Source organism: Peribacillus sp. P4_B1 (assembly GCF_056402395.1).
Window position 1 is genome coordinate 161,515 of record NZ_JBFUHM010000001.1, and the last position, 12,691, is coordinate 174,205.

Here is a 12,691-nt window from a genome sequence, read left to right on the forward strand (position 1 = left end):
AACTTTAAAAGGTATCACATTATAACACAATATTTGGATATAAAGAATAAATCCTCTGTTATTTCCGGCCGATGATTTCCACTTCTGTTTCCATTTCAATTTCAAATTTATCATACACAGTATCCTTCACATGCTGTATCAAGGCTTGAACATCCGCAGCACTTCCAGTCCCTGTGTTAACGATAAAGTTTCCGTGCATCGGTGAAATCTGCGCTCCGCCAATCGAGTGTCCCTTCAGGCCGGCATTTTCCACCAATTTACCTGCATGATGTGGAAGTGGATTCCTGAATATGCTACCGGCACATGGCAGATTATACGGCTGGGTTTCTTTTCGATAATTCTTGTTATTCTGCATTCTTTCAACGATTTCGGTTTTATTGCCCTCTGTCAATTGAAAAATGGCCTCCAGTACGATTCCAGGTCGTTTCTTTTGAAGCAGAGAGGTTCGATATGAAAACTCCATTTCTTCCTTCGAAAGCCAAGCTAGGGTTCCATCTTCAAAAAGGACATGCGCCTTCTTGAGGATTACACTCATATCGGAACCGTGCGCACCAGCGTTCATATAGACAGCCCCGCCGACCGAACCAGGGATCCCACTGGCAAATTCCAATCCTGCATATCCTTTTTTACTGATTTGAACGGAAAGGCTGACAAGTGACACCCCAGCTCCCGCTTTAATCTCGCAGCCATTCAACTCGAAATGATCAAGTCCTTTATCCAATTTAAGTACGGCACCTTCAATTCCGCCATCACTTACAAGTAAGTTCGAGCCCCTGCCAATCGCCCTCCATGGTATCCCATGTTCTTTGATGACCTGCATCGTTTTTTCTATATTTTCAATGGATGATGGCACGATGAATAAATCAGCCGGCCCCCCAATTTTCATAGTTGTATGATTCGCAAGCGGTTCTCGTTCAAGAACTTTGCCGATTTTCATTTCAGTTAATTGCTTTATCACTTTATCCATGATAAACCTCCTTGTTGTTCCAAAAATTCCAAGTTATGATTTCCATTTCCTCTTACATGAGGTCATTTATTTTACAAGATTGATAATACCTTTTAAACAGAAAAATGAGCAGAAGCAAGCCCCAGTACGGCCTAACCCTCTTATACTATAGTCTAAACAAAGCAGTATTGCCAATATTTATTATGGATTCCCCCACATTCATACATGGTAATATTTAAGCGGCATTTCATTTATTTCTAATTTCCGGCAAAGTATCCTCCAAAATCAGTTTCCTGCAAGGGTTTTCATCGTAAGAATAAAAAAAGGAAAACCCTGCGTTTAACAGGGCTTCCCTTTGCCAACCATATATTTTCCTGATGTCAAAACCTTGAATAACGGCTAATATTCAGGAGCACTCCGATCGCCATCAACATAAGTGTCAAAGATGAACCGCCATAACTTAAAAGTGGTAAGGTGATACCCGTAACTGGCATCAATCCCGTTACTACCCCTATATTGATCATCACTTGAATGGCGACCATTGCAATGATTCCCACCGCTACAAGGCTCCCATATAAATCAGGGGCACCAAGTGCGATCCGAATGCCCCGCCAAAGCATGAGTGCAAATAACAATATGACCAGAGAGCCTCCGATGAAGCCAAGTTCCTCGGAAAGTATGGCAAAAATGAAATCGGTCTGCGGTTCTGGTAAATAGAAAAACTTTTGGCGGCTTTGCCCGAGTCCCAGTCCGAACAATCCACCGGGCCCGATTGCATAAAACGATTGAATCATTTGAAAGCCACTGCCCAAAGGGTCTTCCCAAGGATCCAGAAAAGATGTGATCCTTTTTATCCTGTACGGCGCTGACAAAATCAGGCCGATAAAACCTACTACCCCTATTAGCCCCAAGCCGACAAAATGGCTGATTTTTGCCCCGGAAATAAAAATCATAACGATGCATGTTCCTACCATTACCGTTCCCGTTCCAAGGTCGGGCTGTAACATGATCAATCCAAATGCCAAAAACACTAAACCCAAGGATGGAAGCATCCCTTTTTTAAAAGAGGTGATCAGCTTTTGCCGTTCGGATAAAAACTTAGCCAAAAAAGCGATCATCGCCAGCTTCATGAACTCAGATGGCTGTACCGAAAAGGCACCTACACCAATCCAGCTCCTCGATCCATTTCTTGCCATCCCTATACCTGGTACAAGCACCGCCAATAACATAATGAAACATATGATGATGAGAATCTTGGCCCAAGTCCGCCACGTCCAATAATCCACATTCATGATGAAAAACATGGCTATGACACCAACGCAGGCAAACAGCAACTGCCTTTTAGCAAAATAAAACGAATCATCAAATTTATATGTTGCCCAAATGGCACTAGCACTGTAAACCATGATTAATCCAACGGTCAAAAGACTTAAGGTGACGATAATGAGAATAAGATCGGGATTCGATTTTTTTAATGGCACGGACATCCACCTCGAGGAAGTTTTTCGAGCCTGTACGAATATAAACATCAATGCTGATTGCTTGTCAGCACTTTAGTCAAAAAAAAAGCGATAACGGCTCATTATCGCTTTTTTCCAAGGTGTCAACGTAGAAGCAGGTTCACTTCTCTTTTGCGAAAGCTCTTACTTAAGTTTATGCACGGCCTCCATAAACATGTCTCCTCTTTGCTCAAAAGTTTTATATTGATCCCAGCTTGCACAAGCAGGGGAGAGAAGAATGCAGTCGCCTTCATTTGAAAATTCAAATGCAGCCGGTACGGCCTTTTCTACATTATCGACACGTTTTATATTCGCTATTCCTATTTCTTTGGCTACCCGCTCAATTTTTTCTGCCGTTTCGCCAAAAGTTATCACGGCTTTGACATTTTTCATAGCCGGTTTTAACTCATCGAATTCATTTCCGCGATCCAACCCGCCTGCCAATAGGATGACAGGTTCCGTAAAGGATGTTAGCGCTTTGGATGCAGCTAGGATGTTCGTCGCTTTCGAATCATTATAAAACTTACGGTTTTCGATCGTCGCTACATACTGCAGACGGTGTTCCACACCAAAAAATGTTTTTAGGACAGTCTGAATGGCTTCGTTAGCAACACCCTTCAGTTTGGCCGCCGAGATGGCTGCAAGCACATTTTCCAAATTATGTTTTCCAGGAAGGGCTATCTCTGAAACATCAATGACTTTTTCTCCTCGGAAATAAACGGCACCTTCTTCCACATAGGCGCCATTCTCATGTTTCACTTCAGTTGAAAAAGGAACAAGTTCAGCCTTGGTCTTTTTCGCCATGGATAAAACGGCATCTTGATCTGCATTAAAAATCATGAAATCTGAGCCTATTTGATTTTTCGTAATCGCAGCTTTTGCTTCTGCATATTCCTGTTTGGAGCTATGATAATCCAAATGCGCATCATACAGATTAGTCAAGATCGAGATTTCAGGACGAAACTCCTCTATCCCCATCAACTGGAATGATGATAATTCAATGACGATCGAGTCATCGGATTTTGCTTTTTCAGCAACACCAGAAGCAACTGTACCGATATTTCCAGCAATAAGCGGGGATTTTTCACCGATTTTCAACATTTCGAATACCAATGTTGTCGTAGTCGTTTTTCCATTTGTACCAGTGATGCCTATGAAAGGGGCCTCACTGATCTGATAGGCCAGTTCAACTTCCGTGATAACTGGAATCCCTTTTTCCAATGCCCCTTTTACAATAGGATTCCGATAGGGGATTCCCGGGTTTTTCACGATCAACTCGAAACCTTCATCAAGTAGCTCGATCGGATGACTTCCGCAGATGACCTTGATTCCCTGTTCAAGAAGTCCTTGGGCTTCAGGATTTTCCGATAATGGCTTCATGTCATTAACCGTCACGAAAGCACCTAATTTATGTAGAAGCGAAGCTGCCATCACTCCGCTTTTTGCCAATCCTAATACCAATATCTTTTTCTCTGAATACTTTGCAGTCTCTTTCAATTATATCCACACCTCTAAATAGATTCCGAGTACCGCACACAGCAGCCCCACTGTCCAGAAAGTCACGACGACACGCCATTCCGACCAGCCAGAAAGCTCATAATGGTGGTGAAGCGGACTCATTTTAAAAATACGTTTACCAGTCGTTTTAAAAGATCCTACCTGTAAGATGACAGAGAGGGTCTCAATGACGAAGACTCCGCCAATGATTACCAGGAGGATTTCAAGCTTGGTTAACAGGGCGATGGTAGCGATGGCTCCTCCAAGTGCCAAGGAACCTGTATCCCCCATGAATACCTTTGCAGGATGGGCATTGAATACCAAAAATCCTAGTACTGCACCGACAACCGCAACAGAAAATATAGCGACATCATATTGTGACTGACTCCAGGCCAAAATGGCAAAAGCACCAAAAGCAATGGCTGATGTGCCTGAGACAAGTCCATCAAGCCCATCCGTCAAATTGACGGCATTCGAAAAACCTACCAGCCAGAAAATAACGATGAAGAGATAAAACCAGCCAAAATCAACAGCATAGTCTGTACCTGGAATCGTCAATTCAGGATTAAAACGGTCTGTCTGCTTAAAGACGAAGTAAAAGATGACCGAAATCACAATTTGTCCAAGCAGTTTTTGCTTTGAAGTCAGTCCTAGATTACGTTTCATCACCACTTTGATGAAATCGTCCAAGAAACCTAATAAACCAAATCCTAAAGTAACGAATAATAATAAATAAGTTTCAGTTGATGGTTCCGAAAATTTAAAAGTCATGACAAGTGTAGCGATAGTAACAGATAGTAATATGACCAAACCGCCCATGGTGGGTGTTCCCGTTTTCTTCAGATGCGATTGTGGGCCTTCTTCCCTGATACTTTGCCCGAATTTCAATCTTCGTAAAAACGGGATGAAAATCGGCGAAAGAAGAACGGTTACTAAAAACGCCACCAAAATCGTATAAAAAATTACTTGTTCCAACATTCCTTACTCCCTCATTCCTAACACAATTCAAAATAAAATTCTGCTTGTTGTCATTTCTTGTTTGTTGACGGGACAAATTCACCGCTGGTTCATACTGAACCCAAACGACTTTGAATCGCCTTTACTGCTTCTTCACGGTCATCGAAGTGAAGCACCTCGTCACCGACCAATTGATATGTTTCATGACCTTTTCCAGCAATTAAAATAACGTCTCCCTCTTCCGCCTTGGCAACTGCATAATTAATCGCCTGCTTGCGGTCTTCGATAACCGTATATTCTTTGCCTGCTACACCAGCTTCCATATCCCGCAGGATTTGGGCAGCAGCTTCACTGCGCGGATTATCCGAGGTGAAAATCGGGTCAGTCGCCAACCTGCATGCAATTTCGGCCATGATAGGACGCTTTGTCTTGTCTCGGTCCCCGCCGCAGCCCACTATCACAAAAATTTTCTTTTCAGCAAACTCACCAACAGTCTTTAGGACATTCTCTAAACTGTCCGGTGTATGGGCATAGTCAACTATGACCGGGAAGGACTGATTTGCTGTAATAAGCTCAAAACGGCCTGCAACACCTTTTATATCCTCAATTGATCTAATGGTCTCATCTAGATCGTTACCCGCGCACAGAGCGGCTGAGATGGCTGAGAGAACATTATAAACACTGAATTTACCAATTAGCTTCAGCTGAATGAAACGCTCCTCTTTGCCCGCTGTCAAGGTGAATGATGTGCCATTTGCATCAATTTTTATGTCCTTGGCCCTGATATCCGCTTCTTTGTCTATCCCGTATGTAACGACTGTAGCAGCGGTCACTTTAATGAAATCAGCTGTTGCCTCATCATCAACATTAAGTACAGCATATTTTGGACGGTTTTCTATGTAGGCATTGCCGAGCTGGGAGAAAAATAATGATTTTGCCTGCCTGTATCTGTCCATGGTTTTATGGAAATCCAAATGATCCTGTGTGAGATTCGTAAAAACGGCAATATCATAATCACAGCCATGGACTCGACCAAGCTCAAGTGCATGCGAAGAAACTTCCATAATGGCCGTGGAAACAGACGCTTCGGCCATTTCATGAAAAGCCTTCTGCAGTGTAACGCTATCTGGCGTCGTATTCTTAGTTTCGTATACCGTATCGGCAACTTTTGTATACATCGTGCCAATCAATCCTGTTTTTTCATTTCGATCCTCGAAAATCTTTTCCAATAAGTGACTGGTGGTCGTTTTTCCATTCGTACCTGTAATTCCAATCAAGCGCATCTTTTGCGTAGGATGGCCATAAAATGCATCGGCAAGCATTGCCATTGCCCTGCTTGAATCCCTGACAACGATCACGGGAACATCGAGGTCGAGCGGCCTTTCTGCAATGACTGCTGCAGCTCCATGTTCTACAGCAGATTGGGCAAAATCATGACCATCGACTGTATAACCTTTTATACAAACAAATAAACTTCCGTCTATGACTTTACGGTTATCATTTTCAATGGAGGTGATTTCAGGATTTTCTCCTTCATACGTAAATAAGGAGTGTAAATAAGATAGTAATTTGTGAAGCTTCATTTTTCCATCCCTCTCAACTTAATTTGAGGATTCATTATATGTGATTAGTCTTGGCTTGTCGAGAAGCCAATTTCAATTATACGGGGTTATCACGACTCCGTAAACAAAGCGGCTGATGATTCTTCAGCCGCTTTAACTATTCATATATTATATTATACTTATTCTGTATTTTCGCCAAGATAAATTCTTATCGTGGACCCTTCTTTTACTTTAACACCTGGATCCGGAGCTTGATTTATGACTTTATCCCCATTGCCGACAATATCCAGCTTAAGGTCGATGAGCTGGGTTTGCAACTCTTTTTTGCTGAGTCCCACAACGTCAGGTACCTCAACCATGACAGGATCCGTCCAAACCGTTTCCTTCTCAATCTGGTTTTTTCTTGGCTTGATGCCCATGGCCCTAAGTGAATCCTCCATGATATTCCCTACGATCGGAGCAGCAACGACCCCACCGAATTGTACTGTTCCTTTCGGATTATCCACCGCAATATAGACAACGATTTGCGGATCATCCGCTGGAGCGACACCAATAAATGAGAGAATATAATTATTTTCAAGGTATCGGCCATTTTCAGCTTTTTGTGCTGTACCCGTTTTCCCGCCGACTCGGTACGACTCCACGAATGCTCCTTTACCGCTCCCTTTAGCAACAACGGATTCAAGTGCTTCTCGGACTTTCTTCGAGGTTGCTTCTGAAATTACTTTTTTCTTCGCCTGCGGGGTCTTTCGCATCAGTACTTCTCCATTTTTTGGATCTACCAGTTCCTTTGCGATATAGGGCGTATACAACGTACCGCCATTCACAGCCGCCGATACCGCTGTCACCTGCTGAATGGGCGTTACGGCAACACCTTGTCCAAATGCAGTGGTTGCCTGCTCAACAGGACCCACTCGATCCATGTTGAACATGATTCCTTTTCCTTCTCCGGTTAAATCAATCCCCGTTTTTTGTCCAAACCCGAAATCATTTATATATTTAAACAGCTTGTCTTTACCAAGCCGGTTCCCTAATTCTACAAAACCAGGGTTACATGAGTTCTCGACGACTTCAAGAAAAGTTTGATCCCCATGTCCTCCGCTTTTCCAGCAATGCAGTGTAGAACCTGACACTTCCACATGTCCGGAATCATAAAAATGTTCCTTTTGTAAGTCGACCTTCCCTTCCTCCAGCGCTGCAGCAAGGGTTATGATCTTAAAAGTCGAACCTGGTTCATAAATACTCCAAACTGGTAAATTGCGGTTATACACTTCTGAAGGTACATTTTGAAAATTAGCTGGGTCAAAGGTTGGCCTGCTCGACATCGCCAATATTTCCCCTGTATTCGGGTCCATGGCAATGGCAATTAGACCATCGGGGTTATATGTCGCCTCCGCATTATCGAGCTCCCTCTCCACGATTGTCTGGATTTTACTATCGATCGTAAGCTTCAAGTTATCACCATCAACAGGGGGCTTATAGTCATCGGCCATATTTTCGAGCCTTTTCCCTTTCGCATCGGAATAAAATTTAACAAATCCTTTTTCCCCACTTAGTTCCTTATCATAAGACAATTCAATTCCCATCAACCCTTGATTATCGGAGCCCGTAAAGCCAAGAACATGCGAAAGATATTCACCAAATGGGTAATGACGCTTTGAATCTTCAGCGATATAAACGCCCTTTATCCCTAATGCTTTAATTTCCTTCGCCTTTTCGTGAGATATCTTTCTGCCTTCCGGGATTCTGACGCTCATCTCCTGTTTCGTTAACCATTGATAAGCCTTTTCCTTTGTCATATCCAATATTGAAGCAAGCTGTTCCGCCGTTTCCCCAGGATTCTCAATCTGTCTTGGGATGACATAGACTGTTGGCGCAGAAATATTCGTTGCCAGCTCAACACCATTCCGATCCAGGATTTCACCTCGTTTAGCTTCAAAAGGAATATTCCTGCTCCAGGAATCTTTAGCCAGCCCCGTCAGCTTATCCCCTAAATAAAATTGTACAATTCCCAAACGGACATCAATGATAAAAAAAACAACGATACCCACTGCCAATGCGATTGCCAGCCGTTTTCGGACAGTAACATTCGAAACACGCAAAAACAGGCACCTCCATTTCATACATGGTTCAATATATGCTTGTCTGCCCGATGCTAGACTAAGAAACTTTTAAAGAAATAAAAAGGGAATCCGTTTGGATTCCCTCTTTATCATCACTCTGTTTTCTCTTTATTCGGTATATCCTCTGCAGCTTTAGGCTGGGTTAATTCAATATTGAAGGTATCTCCTTCCTTCATCTTTTTCCCAGCTTCGATACCCTGTTTACTCACATAGCCAGTTCCTGTAGTTTTCAGATCCAGTTTTGCAACCTTAGCTAATTTCATGACATCGCGCAAGGACCATCCCTTCATCTCAGGAACTTTCATTTCCCCTTCGGTTTTCAAGATTATTTTTTCACCCTGTAATAGGGTACTACCGGCTTTCGGGGATTGATCGAGCACTTTACGCCCACTTCCGATCGTACTTACATCATAGCCAAGATCCTTCAGCTCTTTGACCGCTGAACTCTCGGTTTGATTCGTATAGTCAACGATTTTATTGGCTTTTTGTTTTTTAACGTCAGAAGGTTTTATGTTCAAATATTGCAGGCTATTTTGCATGACAGGGTTAAATATCTCTGACAAAGGATCAGCCCCGACATAAGATACACCTAATTTCGGCTGCTTGACCGCCACATACATGACCAACTCCGGGTCATCTTTTGGAGCCATACCTAAAAAGGAGAATACATAGTTATTTTTCCCTTCTAAATATTTACCTGTCGGACCAGCAATTTGTGCCGTTCCTGTTTTCCCTGCTACTTCATATCCATCAAGTGCATATTTTTTCCCTGTTCCTTTTTTCGCAGAAATTACCGTTTCCAAATAGTCTCGGACTTGTTTTGCAGTTTCTGCCGAAATCGGTTGCCCTGTCACTTTCGGCTTTGTCGTTTTCAAAACTTTTCCGGTATCCTGATCGGAAATGCTTTTTATCACGTACGGCTGCATCATTTTACCGTCATTGGCTATTGCGGAAGCAGCCTGGATCTGTTGAATCGGCGTAACGGTCGAACCTTGTCCAAAGGAAGTGGTAACTTTTTCAAGCTTATACTTGTATTGAATTTTACCGGTTATCTCGTTCGGCAAATCTATCCCAGTTTTTTTATCGAAACCGAACTTTGTCAAATACTCACGAAAAGTATCCGCTCCGATCTTATCCATTGCAAGAGTAGCAAAAGCGACGTTAGAAGAACGTTGAACCCCTTCAAGAAAGGTCATGCTCTTCCCTCTTTCGATTCCGCTATGATCATGAATTTCCCCTGAACCCGCTTTGTAAGTTCCTGCAACAAAAGTTTCATTTGGATTAAAGACCCCTTCCTCAACAGCCGCGGCAAGGGTGAATGTTTTCATGGTTGATCCCGGTTCAAAGGAGTCTTCAATAGCCAGGTTACGCCATGTATCCGTTAGCCCGACTCTCGTTGTTGGGTTGAAGGAAGGCCTTTGCCCCATCGCCATAATCTCCCCTGTTTTGGGATTGGAAACAATCGCTATGATTTCCTCGGGATCGTATTTTTGTTGCACTTTGCTCATCGAATCTTCCAGGAGCGTTTGTATTTTCTTGTCGATGGTAAGCATGACATCATTGCCATTATCCGGAGCAACCACCTTTTCCTTTGTATCCGGCAAAAGGAAGCCCCAAGAGTCACTGTCATATGTCAGCTCCCCGTTTGTTTCCTGCAATTGTTTATTGAGATACTTTTCAATGCCGAACTTACCAGCCGTTTCTCCCGTTTTTTCATCTTTTTCTACATAGCCAATCAGATGGGATGCGAAGATTCCATTAGGATAAAAACGTTTATTGGTTCTTCCGAATGTAATTCCCGGCAGTTCCAATTTTTCTATTTTCTGCTTGACGACCTGAGTCAGATCCTTGCCGGCACTACCGAACTCTACCTGGTATGCCCCTTTTTTCGTTAACCTTTCATAGATGTCCTGTTCATCCATGTCGATATATTTAGCAAGCTTTTTCGCAGTCATATCCGGATCTTTGACATGCTCAGGTTCCTTTTTACTGAGTACAGCCCTTAAAATATAGGAGGAAGTATCCTCGGCGATGACTTCACCTTTTGTATCGAGTATGCTACCTCTTTTTGCTTCTATGCTCTGTGTTTTTTGATATTTCTTGTCGATTTTCGAAGCCAGTACTTCCCCGCCTGCGGTACCAGTCACCTCAATATACAAAAAGCGGCAGATTAATACAAAAAAGAGCAGGCCGAATAAGAAAAATAATCCGGCTGCCCCATGCTTCATATTTTTTTGTTTCTGCATTATCACTGCACACCCTTCACATTATTCTCATTTAACTTGAACCCTAGAGCTGCAGCTTTTTTCCAAATTCTTTCGTATGTACTAAGTTCAGCAACCTGCACTTTCAAATCATCATTCACTTTTCCTTGTTCTTCAATTGAATTTTCCACTAGCTGTATTTCTTTATTCGTTTCATAAATGTCCGCTTGATTAGAGACTATTTTCACTCCCATAAAAGTAACCATGATAGCAAGGGCACATAGTAAGAAAACTTCACCAATGGATATCTTCGCTTTACGGATGACCACTGTCTGATGTGTCTGTTGCTGCTGTTGGTCTTCATTTTGCTGTTCTTGTATTTTTTTGGCTATGGAACTCATTCATGTTCCCCCTTACTGATTTTTTTCTGTAATTATTGCTTTTCGGCGATTCTTAGCTTAGCCGATCGGGAACGATTATTTCCTTCCAATTCTTCTTCTGAAGGTAAAATCGGTTTTCTCGTAATTATTTTCATAGGCGGTTTGAATTCATCCGGGATAACTGGAAGTCCCGGTGGAAGGTCTGGCAAGCTACTTGCTTTTTTAAATACCGTTTTACAAATTCTATCTTCAAGAGAATGGAATGTAATGACAGATATTCTTCCTTCTTTATCCAAAAGCGATATGGCTTGCTCTAAGGAATCTTCAAAGACACCAAGTTCATCATTCACAGCGATTCTTATTGCTTGGAAAACTCGTTTCGCAGGGTGTCCGCCTTTACGCCTTGCTGGGGCCGGTATCCCATCCTTAATTAGTTCTACAAGCTCAAACGTCGTTTCAATCGGTTTTATTTCACGAGCCGCTTCAATTTTCCTGGCAATTTGCTTCGAAAACTTTTCTTCTCCATATTGAAAGAAAATTCTCATCAAATCATGGAATGACCAGGTGTTCACGACATCATAGGCAGAAATGGCAGCACTTTGGTCCATCCTCATATCCAAAGGAGCATCATGGTTATAGCTGAAACCACGTTCCGGTGTATCCAATTGTGGGGATGACACACCTAAATCATAAAGAATCCCGTCTACTTTCTCGATTCCCCGGGCATTCAACTCTTCTTTTAAGTATTTAAAATTATTAGGAACAAGAACAATACGTTCGCCAAATCTTCCTAACTTTTCCTTAGCATTCCGAATTGCCGTTTCGTCCTGATCAAAAGCATAAAGCCTACCATTGTCAGAGAGCTGTGAAAGTAAGTATTCGCTGTGACCGGCTCCTCCTAAAGTACAATCCACATAAATTCCATCAGGTTTGATGTTCAATCCATCAACCGTCTCTTTTAATAACACTGTTGTATGTTGAAACATGCTAGACATCCTTCCAATCAGTTATTGAGTGACTCTATTTTTGAGGGCAGCTTTAAATATCAAAGCCAATCATATTTTCTGCTATCTCAGCGAAAGAATCCTCCGAAGCTGAAAAATAGTTTTCCCAAAGGGATTTGCTCCAAATCTCAATACGATTGGTAACACCAAGAATTACACATTCTTTTTCCAATTGGCCATATGAAGTAAGCGGCGTGGGGATATTAATTCGCCCTTGTTTATCAATTTCGCATTCTGTAGCTGCAGAAAAGAAAAAACGGGTAAAGGCACGGGCATCTTTTTTTGTTAAAGGCAGGGCTTTAAGCTTTTCTTCAAGCAGCTTCCACTCTTCCATAGGGTAACCAAATAAACATTGATCGAGTCCGCGGGTAAGGACAAATTGCTCCCCGAGATCGTCCCTGAATTTCACTGGAACTATCAAACGGCCCTTTATATCGATGTTATGATGGTACTCTCCCATGAACATACCCACTACCCCCACATTCTAATCTCAATGTACCACATTCCCCCACCTTTCTC

10 protein-coding genes are annotated in these 12,691 nt (G+C 42.4%); all 10 read right to left on the reverse strand.

The features are described from left to right. Positions 1 to 58: 58 nt before the first annotated feature. The gene (gene murB / locus AC1DVK_RS00795; protein ID WP_089362415.1) at positions 59 to 967 is read right to left on the reverse strand and encodes a UDP-N-acetylmuramate dehydrogenase; all 909 of its coding nucleotides are present in this window, start codon (positions 965 to 967) and stop codon (positions 59 to 61) included. Positions 968 to 1,326: 359 nt separating this feature from the next. Continuing rightward, positions 1,327 to 2,427, reverse strand: a complete 1,101-nt coding sequence (gene spoVE, locus AC1DVK_RS00800; protein WP_089362414.1) for a stage V sporulation protein E — start codon at positions 2,425 to 2,427, stop codon at positions 1,327 to 1,329. A gap of 162 nt (positions 2,428 to 2,589) precedes the next feature. After that, positions 2,590 to 3,942 carry a UDP-N-acetylmuramoyl-L-alanine--D-glutamate ligase gene (murD, locus tag AC1DVK_RS00805; protein ID WP_089362413.1) on the reverse strand — a complete coding sequence of 451 codons (1,353 nt, stop codon included), beginning with the start codon at positions 3,940 to 3,942 and terminating at the stop codon, positions 2,590 to 2,592. After that, positions 3,943 to 4,920, reverse strand: coding sequence for a phospho-N-acetylmuramoyl-pentapeptide-transferase (mraY, locus tag AC1DVK_RS00810; protein WP_125161779.1), 978 nt, complete (start codon positions 4,918 to 4,920; stop codon positions 3,943 to 3,945). An 89-nt stretch (positions 4,921 to 5,009) separates the two neighbouring features. Then, the gene (locus AC1DVK_RS00815; protein ID WP_477625669.1) at positions 5,010 to 6,482 is read right to left on the reverse strand and encodes a UDP-N-acetylmuramoyl-L-alanyl-D-glutamate--2,6-diaminopimelate ligase; all 1,473 of its coding nucleotides are present in this window, start codon (positions 6,480 to 6,482) and stop codon (positions 5,010 to 5,012) included. 158 nt (positions 6,483 to 6,640) lie between these two features. Next, the gene (locus AC1DVK_RS00820) at positions 6,641 to 8,563 is read right to left on the reverse strand and encodes a stage V sporulation protein D (protein WP_477625670.1); all 1,923 of its coding nucleotides are present in this window, start codon (positions 8,561 to 8,563) and stop codon (positions 6,641 to 6,643) included. 113 nt (positions 8,564 to 8,676) lie between these two features. After that, positions 8,677 to 10,830 (reverse strand): penicillin-binding protein, encoded by a 2,154-nt coding sequence (locus tag AC1DVK_RS00825; RefSeq protein ID WP_477625671.1) that lies wholly within the window; start codon positions 10,828 to 10,830, stop codon positions 8,677 to 8,679. 2 nt (positions 10,831 to 10,832) lie between these two features. Next, positions 10,833 to 11,189, reverse strand: a complete 357-nt coding sequence (ftsL, locus tag AC1DVK_RS00830) for a cell division protein FtsL (protein WP_061462321.1) — start codon at positions 11,187 to 11,189, stop codon at positions 10,833 to 10,835. Positions 11,190 to 11,221: 32 nt separating this feature from the next. Further along, positions 11,222 to 12,154, reverse strand: coding sequence for a 16S rRNA (cytosine(1402)-N(4))-methyltransferase RsmH (gene rsmH / locus AC1DVK_RS00835; protein ID WP_318680654.1), 933 nt, complete (start codon positions 12,152 to 12,154; stop codon positions 11,222 to 11,224). A gap of 52 nt (positions 12,155 to 12,206) precedes the next feature. Continuing rightward, complete coding sequence (mraZ, locus tag AC1DVK_RS00840) at positions 12,207 to 12,638, reverse strand: division/cell wall cluster transcriptional repressor MraZ (RefSeq protein ID WP_061462319.1); 432 nt, start codon at positions 12,636 to 12,638, stop codon at positions 12,207 to 12,209. Positions 12,639 to 12,691 lie beyond the last annotated feature (53 nt).